The following is a 21,071-nucleotide window of genomic DNA, read 5'->3' on the forward strand; positions in this document are numbered from 1 at the left end:
TTTATTTCTCTGGAAACGGTAGCGGTTTGCCTTCCGGAATCGGCTCTTCACCAAGGCTGAGTAACATCGCGACCGTCACATAGGTGCCCGTGACGGCGATTAAATCGACTAATTGTTGCTCACCTAGAATTTCCTTTGCTTGTGCAAATAAGGCATCGCTAATTTGATGATCGGCGCACATCTGCATACAAACATCGTAAGCAATTGCCTCGTCTGCTTGCATATTTCTTGGGCGTATATTCGCTTTCAAGTCATCTGCGACTGACTGGGCTAGGCCCGCCTTTAAGGCCAATGGATAATGGGCGTACCATTCAACTTGAGAAGTCCAAAGCCTAGCCTGAATCAATATTGCAAATTCATTAATCCGTGTCGATAAAGATGAGTTAAAGCGTAGATAATCCAATAAACTTTTCATCCGCTGAGCAAATACTGGACTTCTCAACATGACGTTATAGGGTCCGCCTAAACCCACACTCGAGATAGCTAAAATTTCTTTACCTAGATCCCGTGCAGCGGGGTCAAGTTGTTCAAGAGTAATTTGGGGAAATCGTTTTGGTTGGCTCATTGTATTATTCTTCATTTTTTCATTGATATCAGTCTATCTTATCAAAAGAAACCAGCGTGACTTTAACCACCTCTCAAGAACTCCTAGTTATTACCCATAGTCTCAACTCATAGCCACTTAATTTTCTTAAAGCGCCAAAACAACAAAGAGCACCCACCAAAAATAGTGAATAATGCCATTGGATAGCCAAATTGCCATTGCAGTTCTGGCATCTTTTCAAAGTTCATCCCCCAAATACCTGCAAAACTGGTAGCGAGTCCAAAAATCCCCGCCCACGCCGCTAAGCGCTTGGTAATCTCACCTTCATCAATGGTCACTAAGGATAAATTCACCTGCACAGTCATTGAAATCGAATCTTCAATGGATTCTAATAAATCAATGATCCTTGCTAAGTGATCATTTAGATCTCTGAAGTATTCATTTAAATGCGCCTGTGCAAGAACCACTGGGATTCTGCCACCATTAAAGTGCCCAAATTTTTCTCTGAGCGGCACGCATGCGTGCTTCAAAGTAGAAACCTTTTGTTTTAAGTAATAAAGTCGTTCAATATTTTGGCGGCCTTTACTTTTTATAAAGATATCTGCTTCAATCTCTTCCAATTCTGACTGCAAATCTTCCTGCACTTCAAAGTATTCGTCGACAACATAATCTACTAAGGCGTACAAAACATAAGCGGGCCCTAGGGCAAGTAAATGGGGGTCTTGTTCACACCTAGCGCGAACTCCCAAGAGTGGTTTATCACTGCGGGAACGAATAGAAAGAATAAAGTTGGGCCCTGTAAAAATATCTAACTCACCTACTTTTAAACTCTGATTCGCTTGCATCGTAACCATTTGTACTACTGAAAAAATCACATCACCATATTCTTCTGTTTTAGGGCGTTGATGACCATGCAGCACGTCTAGAATAGCCAAATCATGTAAATTAAACTCCTCTTGCATCACAGAAAGTTCTTCTGCATTGGGTTCAAATAGCGCAACCCAAACAAAAACTCCAGGTTTTGCTAAATAATCACTGATTTGATCAATTGGCATTTCTGCAATTTTGTAACCCTTTTCATATGCAACGCAATTTATTAACATGAAAGCCCCTTTGAATTCAATTATTCAGAGTTTAACTAATAATTAAGATGATTTTTTTAGACTTATCGATTTTTTTATGAATCTGATCTAAATATTCCTAGATAAGGCGAATAAAGTCGTAGTCATTCACAAAAAAAAGAGAGTCCATTATGTGGACTCCCTTTAGATAAAGACTAGGCTAAAGTTAGAATTACTTCGAACCCAGGCCAGTATTTAAATTCAAATCAGTGATTACGCCTTTGCAGCGAATGCACTACACCAGCCTTTGCTAGAAACTTGCTTACCAGCGAAAATTTGACATCCACCAGCAGCAGATCCAGCAGCGCCTTTATACAATGCGCAGCCGCCACAAACTTGAGTAGCAACGTGTTTTGGATATTTTGCTTTATCAACTTTAGTACTATCCGCTTTATAACCAAGTCCTACAGCTTGGGGATCTGTTTCAGCGACCATTGGATCAGCAGCGAATGTTTGACCTGCTGTAGCAGCAGCTAAACCAGTTGCAGACAAAATAATAAATTGGCGACGACTTGCTTTCATTAGAGTTCCCTTTCAGATTTAAATTAGACAACAATGTAAGGATAATAGAAATATTTAACTCTGTTTTTTTAATCGTAACCATTTGATTTAAATAGACTTTTAAATGATAATGATTCTCAATTAATTTTAGATGAGTGTAAACCCTTGCTTCAGGGATTTTCATCCCTGATAAACTCAAACTCTACTCAATGAAGTTCGGCTTATTTATAGCGACTGCCGAGGAAAGATAGGAATTCACGACGCAAGTTAAAGTCTTTCAAAAAGAGGCCTCGCATGACACTGTTGAGCATTTTTGATTCGGCATCCTTCACACCACGCCACTGCATACAGAAATGATCTGCATCCATCACCACTGCTAAACCAATTGGCTTAATTTTTTCTTCTAAAAGATCTGCCAACTGAATCACTGCTTCTTCCTGAATTTGTGGGCGACTCATAATCCATTCTGCAGTACGAGAATACTTAGACAAACCGATCAAATTACTCTCTTTGTTCGGCAATACCCCAATCCAAACTTTACCCATGATTGGGCACAAATGATGGGAACAGGCGCTTCTGACGGTAATCGGGCCGATGACCATTAATTCATTGAGATGTGAGACATTTGGGAATTCGGTAATCGGTGGCATTTCTTGATAACGCCCTGCAAAGACTTCTTTCAAAAACATTTTCGCGACTCGTCTTGCGGTATCTTGGGTGTTATGGTCACTTACGGTGTCAATCACTAAACTCTCCAAAACACCCTTCATTTTTTCTGCAACCTCAGCCAACAGAAGGTCTTGATCACCAGGCTCTAGAAATTCGGCAATATTATCATTCGCATGAAACCGTTGTTTTGCTTTTAATAACTTTTCTCGGATTTTTACAGATACTGGCACACCAATTGATTCTTTAGTTGACTCTTTAGCTGACACTTTAGTTAATGCTTTAGATGGTGCTTTTTTGCTTGATTTTGTCGTCATATTGTTTAAATTTTGTTTATTAACTTGCAATTAACAAGCCCTTGCTTTTGGCTCATCGGATATTACTCAGTCTTTTCTTCCTAGTATTCTGCTGAGTTATGACTTTATCAGTAATTGAAGAATCTTTCAGAGCAAGACAAAAACTCACTAATGAGACCCTAAAGAGTTCTGAAATAGAACATAAAGCCTCATTTTTTAGAGCCAATCTTCGACTCTGTGCCATTGAGTAAATTCATGATATTTTTGCGATGACGCAAAGTGAGCAATACTCCAACCAACAAAATAGCAGTACAAATCGGTGCAAAACCAAATAATAATGCGGCGTAAAACGGCGCAAAGACTGCTGCTGCGAGGGCAGCTAGGGAAGAATACCGAAAGAAAAACGCAATAATCAACCAGGTTGATAGTGTCGCTATACCTAAAATAAAGTTCACACCGAATAAAATGCCACAGGCAGTAGCAACTCCTTTACCGCCTTTAAAACCATAAAAAATTGGATAAAGATGCCCAACAAATACGGCCACAATGACTGCTGGTAAAGCCCAATCTGCTTGTGAACTATTTTGTAAAAAATAACGAGCAAGGACGACTGCAACGAGTCCTTTTAATGAGTCACCCAATAAAGTCAGGATGGCGGCTTTTTTATTACCGGTTCTTAAAACATTGGTTGCCCCTGGATTGCCGGAGCCATAACTATGTGGATCTGGCAATTGCATACATTTACTAACGACGACTGCGAAGGAAATAGAGCCGAGCAAATAAGCCCCTAAAATTAAGGCGGCGGATAAAAACAATGTTTGCATTTCTGTTGTCATAAAAACTACCCTCTTGGGTGGTGATGTTGATGAATATTTTTAAGTCTCTCTCGTGCCACATGAGTATAAATTTGCGTAGTAGAAATATCGGCATGACCTAATAATAACTGTACTACCCGTAAATCAGCACCGTGATTTAATAAATGGGTAGCAAAAGCATGTCTTAGGGTATGAGGCGATAGGTGGCCTTCGATGCCAGCGATAATGGCATAACGCTTAATCATGTACCAAAATGCTTGACGAGATAGATGCTCCCCAGTGTATCTCCCTACAAATAAATAGTCACTGGTTTGATTACCTAAGATACTGGCTCGCGCCTCGTCTACATATCGTTGAATCCAATGCGCTGCTTGTGCGCCAAACGGCACTAAACGTTCTTTATTACCTTTACCACTCAAAATATGTAAGACCCCTTCGCCTAACCTTAGATGTAGAAATTTAATCATAATAATTTCTGAGACACGCAGTCCACTGGCATACATCAGCTCTAACATCGCACGATCACGCAATCCCAATGGCTCTTCCACATTAGGGGCAAGTAATAAATTTTCAATTTGCTTTTCTGACAGACTCACTGGTAAACGCATGAGTTGTTTGGCTTGACGAAGATATAGACAAGGATCGTCTGTTAACTTATTTTGGCGAATACAAAACCTGAAAAAACGTTTAAATACCGTTAAACGACGATTAGCGGAACTTGCTTTGTCCGCCCGTTTAGCTGCCATAAAAGCAGTGATCTCGACCTGAGTCGTTTCTAGAATCGACTTTTGATAAGTCGTATTCAGCCAGTTGGCAAAAATCTCCAAATCGCTTCGATACGCGTCTAAGGTATTTTTAGACAAGCCATTTTCTAACCACAAGGAATCAATGAAATAAGATATCTCATCCAGACTATGCCTTAAAATGATTGAATGATCATTTTTAGTTGAAATGGATGGATGGATTGCTTCGTTAGTCATCACCGCGGTATTTTCAAATTGAACTTAAAAATAAACAAAAAAATTAAATAACTAGACTTAAATAGACTGCACGAACCCTTTTTTGGGCGAGCAGTCCAACCGATGAAATCTCTTGAATACTGCCCTTATTTTACTTCCTGATTTTATTCTCATGATCTTTGCTTGGGGATTAAATCGTTTTACATTTCTCAATCGTGAAATATGGGTTGCGCTTGAAAAAATTGTGTATTGGATTTTATTTCCAGCCCTTTTAGTTTCTTCAGCTAGTCGCGCAAAATTAGTATGGGCAGACAATGTCTCCATGTTATTACTGTTAGCGGTTGGCATGATGCTCATGGCCTTCTTAGCCTATAGTGCCAAATGGCTTTGGCACCCCGATCCGGTGAGTCATCATTCAGGGATTCAGACATCTTTTAGGTTTAATACCTTTATTGCCTTTGCAGTCGCTCTTCGCCTAGGTGGGGAAGAAGGTCTTGCGTTGATGGCTATCGCAGTGGCAAGTCTTGTGCCTCTCTCCAATGCCTTATCGATTATTTCTTTATCCAGAAATTCGCAAAACAATGTATTGATGGAACTCATCAAAAATCCGTTCGTGATTGCTACCGTATTAGGTTTACTCATCAACCTAACCCATTTTCCCTTACCCGATTTTATTCACTCGAATTTGCAACGCATGGGGAGCGCATCAATTACGATTGGTTTGATGACGGTAGGCGCTAGTTTAGGATGGGTTAGTGCTAAAAAAGAGATGGCTCTTGTCTTCTTTTGGACATTTTTGAAATTAATCATCTTTCCATTATTTATTTTTACCGTCGGTAACTATGTTTTGCACCTGCCAAAACCTCAACTCACCACCGCAGTTTTAATTGCGAGCGTTCCAACCGCCACGAGTGCTTTTGTGATGGCAACCCGGATGGGGGGTAATGGCCCAATCGTCTCAGTGACGATTTCACTGATGACGATTGGTGCGGCCTTCACTATGCCATTTTGGATTGCTTTATTGCAGTCTTCTTAGCTGAGTTGTTTGGCCTAACTGCTAAGGGGTAAAGTTAGTCCCTGAAATTATTGAAATTTAGAGGTGATTCAGGCACATCCTTACGCAGCAAAGCTATGGTAGCTTGCAAGTCATCGCGTTTTGCGCCAGTAACTCTGACAGCATCGCCTTGAATACTGGCTTGTACTTTAATTTTGCTATCTTTAATAATACGAACAATTTTCTTAGCTAAATCACCGTTGATCCCTTTTTGGATGTCAATGAATTGTTTGACCTTGTCGCCTGAGATCTTTTCTTTCTTACCGTCGGTTAAAAAGCGCACGTCGACATTGCGTTTCGCCATTTTGTTCAATAAGACGTCTTTTACCTGCGCGATTTTGAAATCATCATCAGCAAACATGGTTAATTGCTGTTCTTTCATCTCAACTCTTGCATCAGAACCCTTAAAGTCGAAGCGCGTACTAATTTCTTTATTTGCTTGTTCTAAAGCGTTTTTTACTTCAATCATATCTGGCTCGCAGACCACATCAAAAGAGGGCATTAAATTCTCCTATTCATCATTTAATAAGTAATAATATCCTCCTGTGAACATTCAATCCAATTTTTCTCTTCAAAAACTAAATTCTTTTGGTTTTTTATCCCATGCTGAATATTTTGTCAGCGTGGAGAATGAGCACGACTTGCTGAATGCCATTGAATTTGCCAATCAGAAAAAAATGCCGTGGCAGGTCCTTGGGAGCGGCAGTAATGTCGTTTTACAGGATTTTTTACCGGGCCTGACTATTCATATGGCTATCTTCGGTAAAAAACTCGTCTCTGAGTCAGCGACGCATTTTTATATCGATTGTGGGGCGGGTGAAAATTGGCATGAATTTGTAAAGTGGACGATAGAAGAGGGTTATCCTGGCCTAGAAAATTTAGCATTGATTCCAGGGACCACGGGAGCTGCTCCCATTCAAAATATCGGTGCTTACGGTGCCGAAGCAGCTTCCATGATTGATTCCGTTGAGGTCCTAGATACCAAGTTAGTTCTTGAAACCCAAGCAAATACTGAAGTTGATCTCAATATCCAACAAAATTGGCAAGTTATTCCTAAAGAAGAATGTGCATTTGCTTACCGTGATAGCATTTTTAAACGTGACCTACAAGCTTATGTAGTTACCCAAGTGCGTTTCGCTATTCCCAAAAAGTGGCAAGCTAACTTAAGTTATGCAGAACTGGCGAACTACTTTTTAGACAATAAGTCTCCTTCTGCCCAAGATATTTTTGACGCGGTAGTTATGATTCGCTCAAAAAAGTTACCCGATCCAGCACTACTTGGTAATGCGGGTAGTTTTTTCCATAACCCGATCGTTGATTTGGCAACCTACACCCAGTTAAAAGAGAAATTTACAGGTCTAGTTAGCTATCCTGCCCCAGACCTTTTAGGTGAAAAACAGTTTAAATTAGCAGCCGGCTGGTTAATTGATCAATGCGGCCTAAAAGGTTACAGAGTTGGCGATTGCGGGGTTTATGAAAAACAAGCATTAGTCCTTGTGAATCATGGGACTGCAAAAGGATCTGAAATGTTGGCATTAGCAAATCACATCAAACAGACGGTTTTAGAAAAATTTGGCGTAACTCTGAGTCAAGAACCAAATAATTTACCTTGAATTAAAATCCTTCATTTTTTGAACTAACTTATGGACACTGGTCATTGGATTTTCATTTTCAATATAATCCTGATTTTCTAACCAAATTGCATTTTGTAATGCAATATCCACTTTTTCCATTAGTTCAAGCATCAACAAATAATCACATTTTCTATAGTGTTGGATGTATTGATTTTTAGTTAATAATTCAATTATTTCACGTGATGACTTAAATGCCATATCTGTTCTTTTATAATGCAACAAAATCCAAAACTCAAAACAGGGAACACTGACTGCTTCATAAATAGGTATCGACATTTTTTTCTGGCTCGATAATTTTTTAATTTTAGCTCTTGCAGAGTCAAATGATTGGTGCTGATCTTTGTCAAATACGCAAAATATGATCTCAAATCCATCGTCTTGATGTTGTAATTCTTCGGCTTTTTTAACGAGATTAATTGGTGCAGAATCTTTTTTGTTATTGGCGATAACAATCTGAGTGGTTTTTAAATTTAATTGGCTTCTCAAGCTTTTAAAGTAAATTTCTTCTGTTATTCCCTCACATACGATGAGCATCGCCGGTGAGGACTCTCGAATACTATCTTTTCTTTTAAATCCCTTACTTTTACGAACAACCGAAATTCTTTTTTGCGGCACTAAAATTCCCTAACAAATGGTATTGCGCCGTATCTTCCCTTCAGATAACCACGTTCAATTACTTCATCTTTTCTCGGCTTGTATTCCAATAAAGAATACAGCTCAGTTGCTTTATTAGAATTTTTCTCAACAAACCAAATCTGATCACGCCTCAATAAATTGGTATCTAGTAAATTAGTATCATGTGTTGTGAAAACGAGCTGGGCATTATTGATATTTTTTGAACTATGAAATAAACCCACTAAAAATTTACTAATAAAGGGGTGTAGGCTACTTTCTAATTCATCGACTAGAAGGGTTGCCCCCCCCTCCAAAGATTTAATCCATCCACCAGTTAAGTGAAATAACTTTTTAGTTCCCTCTGACTCATCCTCTAGTGAAAAATGAACAGTAGAGTCATTATTTGTAATGTGATCAGTAAGAATACTCATCAAAAGCGAACCAAGGCCCTCGGGAGGATTAAAGCCACCGGACAGATTTGTTCTTGATGAAAATGTCAAAGGGTTACGCATCGATCCTTGAGCATTTGGTGCTTGTTGATCATCTTCCTGAATTCTAATTCCATCGATACCAATATCTGCTGCTTTTAAATAATCTAATATCTTACCCTCTTGGTTTAATTTGATTAAATCAATACTTAAATGAGGGTCAATTGCTACCCCAGACGCAAGTACAATTAACTTATTCACAATCCAATTAAATGCAGGCTTTAACTGCGCGTTATTCAATTGAATAGCGGTAGAAAAAAAGAGTGCATTACCTCTCGTAAACTCACTCCACACCTTTTTCTCAGCCTTATCCCCTTTAAACTTCGTGCCAAACCACCAATCATATTTTTTTGAAACAGGGTTTAACTCTCTCTCAAACCATCTTTGTGGACGATTGTTCGGATAGGCCACGAGCCATTCTTTGTAAATTAACTGGGACGTTGCAGATACAAAATACTCATACTTCACACCATCATCTGCCACAAAGACGATGTTCAATTCTGTCGGTGCATGGGTCGAATCTTTATCTAACAGAAAGGGTACAATTCCTGAAATTTGCACACCTTCTTGAGAAGATGCCGTGTGTATTATTAACCATTGAAGCAACGAAATCGCTTTCATTAAGTTACTCTTCCCAGCGGCATTTGGCCCATAAATTGCAGCAGACCTTAAAAGTCTATCTTGATTACCATCACAATGAATCACATTTTTTTGCTCATGATCATTTCCAACCCCTGCTACTAAACTGAGGGTTTGTTTGCCTAAAATAGAGCGATAGTTTGTTACGCTAAATTCAATTAACATACCCATTCCATTAATTTAGTTTCAATATTTACGATTTTTCCACGTAATTCACATATTAATTTAACATATCAATCATTTTGCGTCATTTATTTTTTGAAATAACCTTGGTAATTTAACCTAAACGTGAGTGCCTTTAGAAACAAAAAGGGATTGTCGAAGTTCATCGACAATCCCTTTTTGCTACTATTTTTTTCTTCTGTGACTTTAGGTTTGCATCTACTATTTCAGGTCAAACCAAACAAGTCACCACTACACTTAACTTTAATTAAGCAAAGTTTGCTGCAACAAAATCCCAGTTCACGAGATTCCAAAATGACTCAACATATTTTGGACGTGCATTACGGTAGTCAACATAATAAGCATGTTCCCAAACGTCACATGTTAGCAATGCTTTTGCATCGGTTGTGAGTGGTGTAGCAGCGTTGCTAGTTGAAACTAAATCTAAAGAACCATCTGCTTTTTTCACTAACCAAGCCCAACCTGAACCAAAAGTACCAACAGCACATTTAGTAAATTCTTCTTTGAATTTGTCAAATGAACCCCATTTAGCATTGATTGCATCAGCTAAGGCACCAGTTGGAGCACCGCTACCAGTTGGAGTTAAACCCATCCAGTAAAAAGTGTGGTTCCAAACTTGAGCTGCATTGTTGAAAACACCACCAGATGATTTCTTAACAATTTCTTCTAAACTCATGTTTTCAAACTCAGTACCTTTTTGGAGGTTATTGAGGTTGGTTACATAAGTTTGGTGATGCTTACCATAGTGAAACTCTAAAGTTTCTTTTGAAATATGGGGTGCTAAAGCGTCTAAAGCATAAGGTAATTGCGGTAATGCGTGTTCCATGACATCTCCTAGGGTTATTTAAGTCAAATTTCAAAATTCCATCAATTCGTTGTATTAAGATTGTAAGACGATTTCTTGACAGTTTCATAAACCGCTTCACTTTTTTGGTTAATAACTGATTTGTATCAACTATTTTTGGTTGCGACTTTAATCTCAGTCATTTGAACTTGCGCACTTCCCAGTGCCATTTCAATAGTGTATTGGTGTTTTACTTTTAACTGCTGCGGATTACTCAAGGGTTTCCCATCTTCTAATACCAAGGAGTATCCCCGTTCCAAAGTTCGGTTGGGACTGAGTGTTTCTAATTGCATTTTTAAGTATTGTGATTTCGATAACTCCCTTTGATACCGCCCTTGCATCGTTAATTGAATACGATGTTGGTATTTTTCAAGAACTTGATATTCATTTTTAAGGCGTTTGGCTGGAGTAATCGCATCAAGTCGAGTTTGCAAATAGCTTAGCTGCTGTTTTGAGGATCGCAATTTTTCGACGAGTGCTCGGTTCAAACGGTTATTCAGAAGGACCTGTTGTTGACGCATTTGCTCAGGATTAGGAATTGCGTGGTTCAGTCGTAAGACGAGATGGTCTAGGCGTTGCGCCTCAGATTCTAGCCGCGTTTTTGCCATCCGATGGATCCGATTACTTACATTTTCTAAGTTTCTGAGAAGTTCTAAACCGTCAGGTGCTGCCATTTCCGCAGCCGCCGTCGGTGTAGGTGCCCGCAGATCCGCTACAAAGTCAGCAATCGTAAAGTCCGTTTCGTGGCCAACCCCTGAAATAATAGGAATTGTACTTTTGGCAATGAGTCGCGCTAGGGTCTCATCATTAAACGCCCATAAATCTTCAATACTGCCACCCCCTCTAACTAGCAGAATGACATCTACCTCATTAGCAGTTTGTGCTCGTTGTAAGGCCTTGATGAGATTTGCTGGGGCTTCACTACCCTGCACTAAGCTAGGATACAAAACAATGGGGATAAAACTTGCGCGTCGTTCTAGGGTGGTTAAAACATCTTTCAGGGCTGCTGCCTGGCTTGAAGTAATAATCCCAATTGCTCGAGGAATTTTAGGGATTGGTTTTTTGTTGCTTGGACTAAATAGTCCCTCCAACTCTAATTTTTGCTTTAACTTTAAAAAAGATTCAAATAAGACTCCAGCGCCCGCTTTACGCATGACCTGAACATTGAGGTTAATTTCACCCCGAGGAGCATAAAAATTGACTTGGGCTCCGATTTCAATTTGGTCACCATCCTTTGGCGTGAAATCGACGCTAGTATTGCGCCCCCGAAACATCACACCATTAATCTGACCTGATTCATCCTTTAATTTAAAATACCAGTGCCCACTCGGATAGCTTTTGAAATTGGATAACTCCCCCTTAACCCATACAGTATCAAAATTTGACGAAATAAAGTCAGATAATAATTGGTTAAATTCGCCAACACTCAGGATTTTGTTACTATTTTCCATGCTTTTTACCAAGCAATCTAATATTTAAAAGGGTTTGAAGGGAATAAATGTCCACAGGCTTAATCACAGGTTCGTTGTCAAGGATAAATTAATACTAAAAATTAGGATAAATCACATAAGTCATTGTATTTAAAGCATTTTACATCCATATTATGATAAACCCTAACAGGAATATTTTGACAATTCAACAAATAAATTTTTTATTTCAAATAGTTTTGCACAGGGTTATCCACAGGCAAATCATGTAAAGTATCGATATGTTAACAATTATTCTCGCAACTGGCTGGCCAATCTGGCCTCTTCTCTTTATTTCCATTATAGGTCTTGCAATTTTGCTTGAGCGTACCTGGTTTTTACGAAAAAATCGGATTTCACCAAAGATTGCATTGGAGCAAGCGCTTACTTTGTCAATTGAACTTCAAGCTTCAAACCACTTGACTTCGTCCCGTATCTCGGAACTTAGGGCAAATTCGATCTTAGGAAAAATATTGTCTGCTGGTTTGAATTCAATTTCTCTTGGCCAAGATCAATTACAGTGTCTTGAAGCCATGCGCGAAATCGCTAGCCCCTGTTTCAAGGAACTCAATAAGTACCTGAATGCTTTAGCTACCATTGCCACTTTAGCACCTTTAATGGGTTTGTTTGGGACGGTTTTAGGCATGATTGAAATTTTCGCTAGCCAAGGGGGTACCAGCAACCCAACCCAACTTGCTCAGGGTATTTCGATGGCTCTATACAATACCGCCTTTGGTTTACTGATTGCGATCCCTGCCATTGCTGGTTGGCGTTTTTTACGCGGCATGGCCAATAACCGCCAAGACGAGTTAAACGAGGCGACCAGATTATTCATTAAAGCCAATTTTGGCCATTAAAGAAATAAGATAAGAGTCCAGCTTGTTATCCCATCGACCATTACTTGATTCTACGCCAGGGCAAACTGACGAAGCTTCTCTATTGCAGACTCCGCCTGAAATCAATTTAATCCCATTTATTGATGTTTTATTGGTGATCTTAATTTTTTTAATGATTTCGACTACGTTTACCCAGTATCAACAACTGTCGATTAATTTGCCAACCGCCCAAGGTGTCTCGAGTAGTCCCGTCATGAAAGAAATGAAGATTGCCATTAGCAAAGAAGGTCGCTATGCCATCAATGGGGTGACGGTAGATATCGATCAGTTGGGCTCGAAAATGAATCAACTTGCCAAGCAATGGGATCTGTCACAAAACACAGAGTCAAGCGCCTTAGGTGCGCCAGAGAGAAGCAATGGCAGAATAGTGATATCAGCCGATGCGAAAGCATCCCACCAATCTGTCATGTTTGTTCTAGAATTAGCAGGTCAAGCTAATATTACGCAAGTGGTATTTGCGACGCAGGATTTGAATCCTGCGAAATCCAAGAAGTAATCGAACCTTAATCTGCTGAAAGTTTTCAATTTATTCATTATGAATCTTCACGCACCTCGCTTTTGGGAAACAGTCAATTTACTCAGTTGGCTTTTATTACCACTTGCCTGTCTTTATGGACTGATTATTTGGTGCCGAAAGCTAGCCTATCAAGTAGGACTTTTTTCCACTACAACTCTGCCCGTGCCAATCATTATTGTCGGCAATATTCGTATTGGCGGCACAGGTAAAACGCCCATCGTCATTGCTTTGTCTAAAGCACTCCACTTTTATGGGTTTCAACCTGGGGTAATCGCAAGAGCTTACCGCGCTCAAAATGATCAAGATGACAGTAGTCAAGAAGTCCTCAACTCCCATTCTGCGCAGGAAGTAGGTGATGAGCCGGCCTTGATTGCCCAGCAATTATCAGCCCTCAAGATCCCTATATGGGTGGGGAAAAAACGAGCCCAAACAGCACTCAGTTTACTTAAAAAGCACCCGCAGTGTAATGTTCTGATTAGTGATGACGGCTTGCAACATTATGCTTTGGGCAGAAAATGTGCCCGAGAAGGTGGGCGAGATATCGAAATCTTGATTCAGGATGCACGTGGGAGTGGCAATGGTTTTTTATTACCAGCAGGTCCACTTCGTGAGGGGACGACTAGAGCTAGAGATCTCACTCTCGAACTCGTTCCACAAGGTGCTCAACAGTATGATGGGAAACTCTATACGGGGAGTCTTTCTCCCATCTTCGATCCCAAGCTTCCTCAGATGGTATCTTGCGAAATGGGACTAGCTTATCCTTTGCACCCTAGAAGCACTGACGCGATAAACGTAGATATTGTCCCAAAGTCACTCCATCAATTAGCCGGCTGGATGGCAACTCATCATCCAGATAAAAGGGTTGCTGCAATTGCTGGCATTGCCTTTCCGGAAAAATTTTTTGGCCCATTAAGAGCCTTTTTCCCAGACCTAAAAGGGGTGGGACTACCCGATCATGCCGATTTCAAATCGAATCCATTTAGCCAATTCCCCACCGACATCTACCCACTAGTTTTAATTACCGAGAAAGATGCCGTAAAATGTAATACTTGGAATGATTCTCGGGTTTGGGTAGTTCCTCTTGAGGCAACCCTGAGTGATACCCTTTTAAAGTGGATAACAACTCAGATAAGTCGAAATCATTAACACCCTCTAGGAAAGAGTAAAGTGATGGAAAAACGTTTCTTAAGCATTCTAGTTTGTCCGAACTGTAAGGGATCATTGCGCTTTGATGAGAGTAACTCAGAATTAATTTGTGATCTCGATAAACTAGCCTATCCAGTAAAAGATAACATCCCAGTCATGCTAATCGATCAAGCACGACAAATTGCTCCTAGCTTGTCCTAAGCTTTTTTAAAAGTTTCATTTTTAGCGCTTTTTCATCTTCATGCCTAATTCATTTCGTGTCATCATCCCAGCTCGTATGGCATCTACCCGATTGCCAAATAAGCCGCTCGCAGATATTGGCGGCGCCCCCATGGTCATTCGAGTTGCACAGCAAGCGCAAAAAAGCTTAGCAAAGAGCATTGTGATTGCAACTGATTCAGTTGAGATCGAAAGCGCCTGTCGTGATTTCCCGTTTGAAGTCATCTTAACGAAACCAACGCACCCAACAGGAACAGATCGTTTAAGTGAAGTCGTGGCTTTACTAGGGCTCGCAGATGACGAGATTGTAGTCAACGTGCAAGGCGATGAGCCTTTCATCCCGCCTGAACTGATTAATCTAGTGGCGCATTCATTACAGAGTCATCCTCAGTGTGCCATTGCGACTGCTGGGGTACCCATTACAGATATAATTGAAATTAACAATCCCAATGTTGTAAAAATCGTACGAAACCATAAAGGTGAAGCCTTATATTTTTCTAGGGCTGCTATTCCCTTTCAACGTGATGAAAATACCGTTGCAGATTCAGTGAGGTGCCTTCGTCATATTGGGATTTATGCTTATCAGGCGCACTTTCTAAAGGCTTTTGCCCAATTAGCCCCTGCCCCGATTGAACAGTGGGAAGCGTTAGAGCAACTGAGGGCTTTGTGGTATGGTTATTCGATTGCTGTAGAAATTTCAGCACAGATGCCTCCTCTCGGTGTAGATACCTATGAGGATTTGGAAAAAGCTCGACTAGAATGGAGCAATATTAGGAAGTTTTCTAATTAATACGGTCATTTTTGCAATCAAAGAGGAATTAACATGAGATTAATTTTGTTAGGTGCCCCCGGTGCAGGTAAGGGAACGCAAGCAAAGTTTATTTGCGAGAAGTTTGGTATTCCCCAAATTTCAACAGGAGATATGCTTCGTGCTGCGGTCAAAGCGGGAACGCCGATGGGTATTGCTGCAAAAAAGGTAATGGACTCAGGTGGACTAGTTTCCGACGATATCATCATTGGACTTGTTAAAGATCGCCTTACGCAGCCCGATTGTATTAATGGTTACCTATTTGATGGCTTTCCTAGAACGATTCCTCAGGCTCAAGCGATGAAGGATGCTAGCGTGCCGATTGATTATGTGCTTGAAATTGATGTACCGTTTGAGGCAATTATTGAACGCATGAGTGGTCGTCGTGTTCACATCGCTTCTGGCAGAACTTACCATACCCGTTTTAATCCGCCTAAAGTTGAAAATATTGATGACGAAACAGGTGAAGAACTCATTCAGCGGGAAGATGACAAAGAAACCACGGTTCGTAAGCGCCTTGAGGTCTATGATCAGCAAACCAAACCATTGGTTGAATATTATTCCACTTGGGCTAAAAATGGCGATTCTTCTGCCCAGATTTCTCCGCCAAATTATCGCCAGATATCTGGCACGGGATCAGTCGAAGAGATTACAACTAAAGTTTTTAACGCACTAGCTTAATTTAATGAAAAAATTCCTATTCATCTTTGGGTTGCTCTTAAGCTGTTTCAGTCAGATAAATGCTCAAGACCTAAGCCTTGCTCCGCCTAGTTACGGAGTCTCATCCCGTTCCGAAATTTACTCAATTCCGAGTTTAACCATTAGCGACTCTCAGTTTTTACAAGGGGATAGCCAGGGCAAGGCTGTAACAGTTGGCGGTATTTTGCGTTATCCACCCAATCCAACGAAGATTTCTAGTAAGTTACCCGTGGTCGTTTTGGTTCATGGCTCGAGTGGCATAGGTGCTAATCTAGATTACTGGTCAAATACTTTTTTAGCGCAGGGTTATGCCACCTTTAATTTAGATAGTTTCACTGGTAGAGGACTCAAAGTACTAGGCCCCAATCAAGCCCAGTTAGGTCGCCTGAACATGATTCTGGACACCTATCGTATCCTTGATATTTTAAAATCCAATCCACAAATTGATTCTAAAAAAATAGTTCTGATGGGATTTTCTCGCGGTGGTCAAGCCACACTCTTTGCGAGCAATAAGCGTTTTCATCAACTATGGAATCAAAGTGGTATCGAATTTGCGGCTTACATCCCTTTTTATGCTGATTGCTCAACGCAATATATCGGCGACAATACCACTACTGGTAAACCGATTCGACTGCACCACGGCATTGCTGATGATTACAACCCAGTCACCTCTTGTCGGACCTATGTTGAACGTTTAAAAGCAAATAATCAAGACGTCCAGTTAAACGAGTACCCATTCGGCCCCCATGCCTTTGACTCCCCGATTGGAAAAAATCCTCCCGTACCATCGACTAATGCCCAAACGGTCAGGAATTGTGTAATTAAAGAAGAATCGCCTGGACAACTCATCAACGCAGCGACGGGTAAATTATTTCAATATACCGATGCTTGCGTTGAAAGAAATCCAAATGTAGGATCAGACGTTGAGGCAACAAAAATTGCTAAGCAAAAAATTGCTCAGTTTTTGGAAGGCTTATTTAGTAAGAATTAACGCAACTCTTTGAGGGCGGACTCAAAGGATTCGATATCCTCGAAACTTCGATAAACCGAAGCGAAACGGATGTAAGCAACTTTGTCGAGTTTTTTAAGTTCCCGCATGACAAGCTCACCTACACGAGAAGTAGGTATTTCTTTTTCACCCAAACTAATGACCTTCTCTTCCAACTGCGCAATTGCAGCCTCTAAGGCTTCTGAGGAGACTGGCCGCTTACGCAGTGCTAGGCGCATTGAACTCAAAATTTTATCGCGACTGTACTCCACACGACTACCATCTTTTTTGACTAAGGTTGGCATAGTCAGTTCAATACGCTCATAGGTCGTAAAGCGTTTGTCGCACTTTTCGCAACGTCGTCTACGACGAACTGCCCGACCGTCCTCTGAAACTCGAGAATCGACTACTTGGGTCTCTTCATTAGGACAGAATGGGCAGTGCATTAGATTAAATTATGCTCCGTAGACAGGGAAACGCTTGGTGAGTGCTTCAACTTCAGAGCGTACTCGGTTAATCGTTTCAGTACTTTGCGGTTGATCTAATATGTCAGCAATCCAGTTACCAACTTGAACTGCTTCTGGCACTTTGAAGCCACGCGTCGTCATTGCTGGGGAGCCTAACCGAATACCACTTGTGACAAATGGCTTTTCTGGATCATTCGGTATCGCATTTTTGTTCACCGTAATATGCGCGAGTCCTAAAATACGCTCTGCTTCTTTACCAGTAATATTTTTAGCGCGTAAATCAACTAACATCACATGGGACTGTGTTTTTCCAGAAACAATCCGTAAACCTCTTTGGACCAAAGTCTTCGCCAGCGCGTCAGCGTTATCTAACACTTGTTGCTGATAGACCTTAAAGTCTGGTTGTTGCGCTTCCAAAAATGCTACCGCTTTTGCTGCAATCACGTGCATTAAAGGACCACCCTGTAAACCAGGGAAAATCGCTGAGTTAATGGCTTTTTCGTGTTCCGCTTTCATGAGGATGATGCCGCCTCTTGGACCGCGTAAACTCTTGTGCGTAGTGGAAGTAACGACATCCGCATAGGGTACTGGATTGGGATAAAGTCCAGCAGCAATTAAGCCTGAATAATGCGCCATGTCGACGAGGAAAATCGCACCAACTGCTTTAGCTACTTTAGCAAAACGCTCAAAATCAATATGTAGAGAATAAGCAGAAGCACCCGCAATAATCAATTTTGGCTTGTGTTCATGAGCAAGACGCTCCATCGCGTCATAGTCAATTTCTTCCTGAGCGTTTAAGCCGTAAGGAACGCTATTAAACCATTTACCGCTCATATTGAGAGCCATACCATGGGTTAAATGCCCGCCCTCTGCCAAACTCATACCTAAAATCGTATCACCTGGTTTTAAGAAGGCTAAAAACACCGCTTCATTGGCCGAAGCACCGCAATGGGGTTGTACGTTAGCAGCATCAGCACCGTATAGAGCTTTGAGGCGATCAATCGCTAATTGCTCGGCAATATCGACGAACTCACAACCACCATAGTAACGCTTGCCTGGATAGCCTTCAGCATATTTATTAGTTAATTGCGAACCTTGCGCTTCTAAAACAGCAGGTGAAGTATAGTTTTCGGAGGCAATTAACTCGATATGTGCTTCTTGGCGACCATTTTCTGATTGGATTGCTGCCCAAAGCGCAGGATCAGTTTTGGCTAGGTTGTGACTTCTTTCGAACATGTTTGGGTTCCTTGGAGGTTTAAGCTAAAATCAGTGGTGAAGAACATGATAAAACTTTTTAGTTCCGCACCAAAAGACCTTTATTTTAGTGGTTTTTCGATAAAGTAAAATATTTCAGTGATTTTTAATCTGGATTGCCTAAAATGTTTAGTAGTGGTTCTTTGTTCAACATGCCTCAAAATGTATACAAAGCGTTTCTTTTTTAAAAAATATTACTCTCTGTAAGATTCCCTATGCCGCAACAAGAAGATTTATCCATTATCAGTCTCGTCATGCATGCCAGTATTGTGGTGCAACTCATTCTTATCCTGTTGGTCAGTTTATCAATTGGCTCTTGGTCCATTATTTTTCGTAAGGGCATTTCCTTAGGTGCCGTGCGCCGCGAAACGGAAGCTTTTGAAAAAGACTTTTGGTCGGGTGGCGATTTAAGTACATTACTTGAAGCTGCCCAAAGAAATCAGGGCAAGCATGCCAACTCTTTACAAAGAATTTTTCAAGCAGGGATGCAAGAGTTTTTAAAAGGCAAGGATATTGATCCTGCAAGACGTGCCATGAAAGCGGCCTATCAGCGTGAAATGGATGCCTTAGAGGCCAATCTGCCTTTTTTAGCTTCAGTCGGATCAGTCTCCCCTTACATTGGTTTATTTGGTACAGTTTGGGGCATCATGAATTCGTTTAGAGGTCTGGCCAACGTGCAACAAGCCACTTTAGCTAGTGTTGCTCCGGGTATTGCGGAGGCTTTAGTAGCCACCGCCATTGGTTTATTTGCGGCGATTCCTGCAGTTGTTTTCTACAATCGCAGTGCCTCCGATGTTGACCGTTTAGCAATTCGGTTTGAGACCTTTATCGAAGAGTTTACTAACATCCTTCAGCGACAATCGAATGGCAAGTATTCAGCGTAGTTCAAGAGGCGGCAAACGCCGCGCAATGTCCGATATCAATGTCGTACCTTATATCGATGTGATGTTGGTATTGCTCGTGATCTTCATGGTCACAGCACCTTTTGTAAATCCAGGGGTAGTGAATTTACCTACTGTCGGTGGGGCAAAGGTACAAGCACTTCCGCCCATTTTTCTTAATATTAATGAGCGTGAAGAAATTAAGATTAATGAAAACGGTCAAGCGACTAAAACTTTGAATAAAGCTCAATTAGGTGCTTTTGCAAGAGAGCTGGCCGATAAAAATCCAGATCAACCAATGGTGATTGCCGCTGATAAATCAATTAAATATGAGGTGGTGATGGATGTCATGTCAAGCCTCAAAGAAAATGGCGTTAAACGCGTTGGCCTCGCTGTAAAAGGTAAATAATTGATTTTGAAGAAACTTCTAGATCATGCTTGCAGCTAACCGAACGACCTTCCCAATCCGCGGCTGGAAGCAACCTGAACCCGGGGGCAAAAAGGCCCTCTTACTGAGTTTGGCAGCCCACAGCCTTCTCGTTTTAATGTTCACGGTTGGTTTGAATTGGCGTACTAGCTCAACTCCAGCTGGTGTCGAAGTCGAATTATGGGACGCCCCAGTTCCAACTCGACAAATTGAACCTGAGCCGGTAGTTGAGAAGCCGGTCATTAACAATGATGAAAAAGCAGAGATTGTTACCAAAAAGAAAAAAGAAGAGCCAAAACCGGAAAAACCTAAAGTAGAAAAAAAACCAACAACACCCCCTCTCACTTATAAACCGATCGAAAAACCCAAGCCAAAACCGGAACCACCGAAGGTTGAGCCACCAAAAGTAAAAGAGTCGACTAAAACAAAACCAACTACGGATCCAGTCAAGGAGGCAAAAGAGGCGAAGGCCAAAGCCGATGCTGAAAAAGATCGCTTGGACCGGATTGAGAAACTAAGGGCTCAGGCTGGCTCAGAAGGTGGTGGCAGTGGCGGCATGGTGGGCTCAGGGGTCGGCACTGGTGGAAACGATTCCCCAGGTTTTGCTGAGAAGGTTATAAAATTTATAAAGCCCAAAATTACTTTTAACCCAGCGGGCGTAGTTGGCAATCCGGCCGTCACGATTCAAGTGGATCTCGCACCGGACGGCAGAATCATTAAACAAAAATTAGTCAAATCTAGCGGTTTGTCGGAGTGGGATAATGCCATCTTGCGCACTCTAGAGCTAGCAGGGTCTCTCCCGAAAGATGATAACGGCTCGGTACCTAGACAAATCACATTAATTTTTAGGCCAAAAGACTGATTTTTTCGCGTGTTCAGTTCGGAAAACTGCTCTCATCATAAAACCCCGCCTTTTTCACTCCTTTTTCTTAGAAGACAGTTAA

25 protein-coding genes are annotated in these 21,071 nt (G+C 41.1%); 12 read left to right on the top strand and 13 right to left on the bottom strand.

Features of this window, described 5'->3' with window-relative positions; all coding sequences use genetic code 11:
• Window position 1: 1 nt before the first annotated feature.
• The 6 genes from AOC35_RS10630 to xerD all read right to left on the bottom strand — a co-directional run bounded on the left by AOC35_RS10630 (window position 2) and on the right by xerD (window position 4,923).
• Entirely contained in the window at window positions 2-580 is a 579-nt protein-coding gene (locus AOC35_RS10630) for a carboxymuconolactone decarboxylase family protein (RefSeq protein ID WP_245898484.1), read from the bottom strand.
• A 92-nt stretch (window positions 581-672) separates the two neighbouring features.
• Window positions 673-1,647, bottom strand: a complete 975-nt coding sequence (locus AOC35_RS10635) for a magnesium and cobalt transport protein CorA (RefSeq protein WP_108647063.1) — start codon at window positions 1,645-1,647, stop codon at window positions 673-675.
• A 231-nt stretch (window positions 1,648-1,878) separates the two neighbouring features.
• Window positions 1,879-2,187, bottom strand: a complete 309-nt coding sequence (locus AOC35_RS10640) for a high-potential iron-sulfur protein (protein ID WP_108647064.1) — start codon at window positions 2,185-2,187, stop codon at window positions 1,879-1,881.
• 200 nt (window positions 2,188-2,387) lie between these two features.
• Window positions 2,388-3,149: a GTP cyclohydrolase I gene (gene folE, locus AOC35_RS10645; RefSeq protein ID WP_108648807.1), complete on the bottom strand. Its 762-nt coding sequence runs from the start codon at window positions 3,147-3,149 to the stop codon at window positions 2,388-2,390.
• A 188-nt stretch (window positions 3,150-3,337) separates the two neighbouring features.
• Window positions 3,338-3,952, bottom strand: a complete 615-nt coding sequence (gene plsY, locus AOC35_RS10650; protein ID WP_108648808.1) for a glycerol-3-phosphate 1-O-acyltransferase PlsY — start codon at window positions 3,950-3,952, stop codon at window positions 3,338-3,340.
• Between the two features lie 17 nt (window positions 3,953-3,969).
• A complete protein-coding gene (xerD, locus tag AOC35_RS10655; RefSeq protein WP_108647065.1) occupies window positions 3,970-4,923 on the bottom strand; it encodes a site-specific tyrosine recombinase XerD in 954 nt (317 codons plus the stop codon).
• 112 nt (window positions 4,924-5,035) lie between these two features.
• On the opposite strand from xerD, the gene AOC35_RS10660 reads away from it, so the two are divergent.
• Complete coding sequence (locus AOC35_RS10660) at window positions 5,036-5,938, top strand: AEC family transporter (RefSeq protein ID WP_108647066.1); 903 nt, start codon at window positions 5,036-5,038, stop codon at window positions 5,936-5,938.
• A gap of 34 nt (window positions 5,939-5,972) precedes the next feature.
• On the opposite strand, the gene AOC35_RS10665 is transcribed toward AOC35_RS10660, so the two are convergent.
• On the bottom strand, window positions 5,973-6,458 hold the full coding sequence (locus AOC35_RS10665) for a YajQ family cyclic di-GMP-binding protein (RefSeq protein ID WP_108647067.1): 486 nt from the start codon (window positions 6,456-6,458) through the stop codon (window positions 5,973-5,975).
• A 43-nt stretch (window positions 6,459-6,501) separates the two neighbouring features.
• Here AOC35_RS10665 and murB point away from each other — a divergent pair, with 43 nt between their 5' ends.
• Window positions 6,502-7,569 (top strand): UDP-N-acetylmuramate dehydrogenase, encoded by a 1,068-nt coding sequence (gene murB, locus AOC35_RS10670; protein WP_108647068.1) that lies wholly within the window; start codon window positions 6,502-6,504, stop codon window positions 7,567-7,569.
• Here the strand turns inward: murB and AOC35_RS10675 are convergent.
• The 4 genes from AOC35_RS10675 to xseA form a co-directional block, all read right to left on the bottom strand.
• Window positions 7,561-8,205, bottom strand: a complete 645-nt coding sequence (locus tag AOC35_RS10675) for an RloB family protein (RefSeq protein WP_108647069.1) — start codon at window positions 8,203-8,205, stop codon at window positions 7,561-7,563. The two genes, murB and AOC35_RS10675, sit on opposite strands and share 9 nt — an antisense overlap.
• A complete protein-coding gene (locus tag AOC35_RS10680; RefSeq protein ID WP_159077555.1) occupies window positions 8,205-9,497 on the bottom strand; it encodes an AAA family ATPase in 1,293 nt (430 codons plus the stop codon). Before AOC35_RS10680 ends, AOC35_RS10675 begins: the two co-directional genes overlap by 1 nt.
• A 265-nt stretch (window positions 9,498-9,762) precedes the next feature.
• Window positions 9,763-10,341 carry a superoxide dismutase [Fe] gene (sodB, locus tag AOC35_RS10685; RefSeq protein ID WP_108647071.1) on the bottom strand — a complete coding sequence of 193 codons (579 nt, stop codon included), beginning with the start codon at window positions 10,339-10,341 and terminating at the stop codon, window positions 9,763-9,765.
• Window positions 10,342-10,466: 125 nt separating this feature from the next.
• Window positions 10,467-11,810, bottom strand: coding sequence for an exodeoxyribonuclease VII large subunit (gene xseA, locus AOC35_RS10690; protein WP_108647072.1), 1,344 nt, complete (start codon window positions 11,808-11,810; stop codon window positions 10,467-10,469).
• A 257-nt stretch (window positions 11,811-12,067) separates the two neighbouring features.
• Here xseA and AOC35_RS10695 point away from each other — a divergent pair, with 257 nt between their 5' ends.
• Genes AOC35_RS10695 through AOC35_RS10725 form a run of 7 tightly spaced genes read left to right on the top strand, consistent with a single transcriptional unit; the run spans window position 12,068 to window position 17,101 of the window.
• Window positions 12,068-12,682, top strand: coding sequence for a MotA/TolQ/ExbB proton channel family protein (locus tag AOC35_RS10695; protein WP_108647073.1), 615 nt, complete (start codon window positions 12,068-12,070; stop codon window positions 12,680-12,682).
• Between the two features lie 22 nt (window positions 12,683-12,704).
• Window positions 12,705-13,217 (top strand): ExbD/TolR family protein, encoded by a 513-nt coding sequence (locus AOC35_RS10700; RefSeq protein ID WP_245898486.1) that lies wholly within the window; start codon window positions 12,705-12,707, stop codon window positions 13,215-13,217.
• Window positions 13,218-13,256: 39 nt separating this feature from the next.
• A complete protein-coding gene (lpxK, locus tag AOC35_RS10705) occupies window positions 13,257-14,384 on the top strand; it encodes a tetraacyldisaccharide 4'-kinase (RefSeq protein WP_108647074.1) in 1,128 nt (375 codons plus the stop codon).
• 24 nt (window positions 14,385-14,408) lie between these two features.
• On the top strand, window positions 14,409-14,585 hold the full coding sequence (locus AOC35_RS10710; protein ID WP_108647075.1) for a Trm112 family protein: 177 nt from the start codon (window positions 14,409-14,411) through the stop codon (window positions 14,583-14,585).
• Window positions 14,586-14,625: 40 nt separating this feature from the next.
• Window positions 14,626-15,393 carry a 3-deoxy-manno-octulosonate cytidylyltransferase gene (gene kdsB / locus AOC35_RS10715; protein ID WP_108647076.1) on the top strand — a complete coding sequence of 256 codons (768 nt, stop codon included), beginning with the start codon at window positions 14,626-14,628 and terminating at the stop codon, window positions 15,391-15,393.
• A gap of 33 nt (window positions 15,394-15,426) precedes the next feature.
• A complete protein-coding gene (gene adk / locus AOC35_RS10720) occupies window positions 15,427-16,092 on the top strand; it encodes an adenylate kinase (protein WP_108647077.1) in 666 nt (221 codons plus the stop codon).
• A 4-nt stretch (window positions 16,093-16,096) separates the two neighbouring features.
• Window positions 16,097-17,101 (top strand): dienelactone hydrolase family protein, encoded by a 1,005-nt coding sequence (locus AOC35_RS10725; RefSeq protein WP_108647078.1) that lies wholly within the window; start codon window positions 16,097-16,099, stop codon window positions 17,099-17,101.
• Here the strand turns inward: AOC35_RS10725 and nrdR are convergent.
• Together nrdR and glyA are read right to left on the bottom strand one after the other, a co-directional pair.
• Window positions 17,098-17,544 (bottom strand): transcriptional regulator NrdR, encoded by a 447-nt coding sequence (gene nrdR, locus AOC35_RS10730; protein WP_108647079.1) that lies wholly within the window; start codon window positions 17,542-17,544, stop codon window positions 17,098-17,100. The genes AOC35_RS10725 and nrdR overlap by 4 nt on opposite strands.
• 9 nt (window positions 17,545-17,553) lie before the next feature.
• Complete coding sequence (gene glyA / locus AOC35_RS10735) at window positions 17,554-18,801, bottom strand: serine hydroxymethyltransferase (RefSeq protein WP_108647080.1); 1,248 nt, start codon at window positions 18,799-18,801, stop codon at window positions 17,554-17,556.
• Window positions 18,802-19,034: 233 nt separating this feature from the next.
• Here glyA and tolQ point away from each other — a divergent pair, with 233 nt between their 5' ends.
• From tolQ to AOC35_RS10750, 3 genes are read left to right on the top strand one after another with little or no spacing between them, the layout of a single operon-like run.
• Window positions 19,035-19,703: a protein TolQ gene (tolQ, locus tag AOC35_RS10740; RefSeq protein WP_108647081.1), complete on the top strand. Its 669-nt coding sequence runs from the start codon at window positions 19,035-19,037 to the stop codon at window positions 19,701-19,703.
• The gene (gene tolR / locus AOC35_RS10745) at window positions 19,684-20,109 is read left to right on the top strand and encodes a protein TolR (RefSeq protein ID WP_108647082.1); all 426 of its coding nucleotides are present in this window, start codon (window positions 19,684-19,686) and stop codon (window positions 20,107-20,109) included. Before tolQ ends, tolR begins: the two co-directional genes overlap by 20 nt.
• A gap of 25 nt (window positions 20,110-20,134) precedes the next feature.
• Window positions 20,135-20,989 carry an energy transducer TonB gene (locus tag AOC35_RS10750; RefSeq protein WP_108647083.1) on the top strand — a complete coding sequence of 285 codons (855 nt, stop codon included), beginning with the start codon at window positions 20,135-20,137 and terminating at the stop codon, window positions 20,987-20,989.
• Window positions 20,990-21,071 lie beyond the last annotated feature (82 nt).

Origin of the sequence: Polynucleobacter rarus, assembly GCF_003072505.1 — a bacterium.
GTDB lineage: Bacteria > Pseudomonadota > Gammaproteobacteria > Burkholderiales > Burkholderiaceae > Polynucleobacter > Polynucleobacter rarus.

Bases quoted from the DNA above. Each gene is read 5' to 3' on its own strand.
- AOC35_RS10630 (WP_245898484.1), bottom strand. From the start codon at position 580: ATGAAGAATAATACAATGAGCCAACCAAAACGATTTCCCCAAATTACT.
- AOC35_RS10635 (WP_108647063.1), bottom strand. From the start codon at position 1,647: ATGTTAATAAATTGCGTTGCATATGAAAAGGGTTACAAAATTGCAGAA.
- AOC35_RS10640 (WP_108647064.1), bottom strand. From the start codon at position 2,187: ATGAAAGCAAGTCGTCGCCAATTTATTATTTTGTCTGCAACTGGTTTA.
- folE (WP_108648807.1), bottom strand. From the start codon at position 3,149: ATGACGACAAAATCAAGCAAAAAAGCACCATCTAAAGCATTAACTAAA.
- plsY (WP_108648808.1), bottom strand. From the start codon at position 3,952: ATGCAAACATTGTTTTTATCCGCCGCCTTAATTTTAGGGGCTTATTTG.
- xerD (WP_108647065.1), bottom strand. From the start codon at position 4,923: ATGACTAACGAAGCAATCCATCCATCCATTTCAACTAAAAATGATCAT.
- AOC35_RS10665 (WP_108647067.1), bottom strand. From the start codon at position 6,458: ATGCCCTCTTTTGATGTGGTCTGCGAGCCAGATATGATTGAAGTAAAA.
- AOC35_RS10680 (WP_159077555.1), bottom strand. From the start codon at position 9,497: ATGTTAATTGAATTTAGCGTAACAAACTATCGCTCTATTTTAGGCAAA.
- sodB (WP_108647071.1), bottom strand. From the start codon at position 10,341: ATGGAACACGCATTACCGCAATTACCTTATGCTTTAGACGCTTTAGCA.
- xseA (WP_108647072.1), bottom strand. From the start codon at position 11,810: ATGGAAAATAGTAACAAAATCCTGAGTGTTGGCGAATTTAACCAATTA.
- AOC35_RS10695 (WP_108647073.1), top strand. From the start codon at position 12,068: ATGTTAACAATTATTCTCGCAACTGGCTGGCCAATCTGGCCTCTTCTC.
- lpxK (WP_108647074.1), top strand. From the start codon at position 13,257: ATGAATCTTCACGCACCTCGCTTTTGGGAAACAGTCAATTTACTCAGT.
- AOC35_RS10710 (WP_108647075.1), top strand. From the start codon at position 14,409: ATGGAAAAACGTTTCTTAAGCATTCTAGTTTGTCCGAACTGTAAGGGA.
- kdsB (WP_108647076.1), top strand. From the start codon at position 14,626: ATGCCTAATTCATTTCGTGTCATCATCCCAGCTCGTATGGCATCTACC.
- adk (WP_108647077.1), top strand. From the start codon at position 15,427: ATGAGATTAATTTTGTTAGGTGCCCCCGGTGCAGGTAAGGGAACGCAA.
- AOC35_RS10725 (WP_108647078.1), top strand. From the start codon at position 16,097: ATGAAAAAATTCCTATTCATCTTTGGGTTGCTCTTAAGCTGTTTCAGT.
- nrdR (WP_108647079.1), bottom strand. From the start codon at position 17,544: ATGCACTGCCCATTCTGTCCTAATGAAGAGACCCAAGTAGTCGATTCT.
- glyA (WP_108647080.1), bottom strand. From the start codon at position 18,801: ATGTTCGAAAGAAGTCACAACCTAGCCAAAACTGATCCTGCGCTTTGG.
- tolQ (WP_108647081.1), top strand. From the start codon at position 19,035: ATGCCGCAACAAGAAGATTTATCCATTATCAGTCTCGTCATGCATGCC.
- tolR (WP_108647082.1), top strand. From the start codon at position 19,684: ATGGCAAGTATTCAGCGTAGTTCAAGAGGCGGCAAACGCCGCGCAATG.
- AOC35_RS10750 (WP_108647083.1), top strand. From the start codon at position 20,135: ATGCTTGCAGCTAACCGAACGACCTTCCCAATCCGCGGCTGGAAGCAA.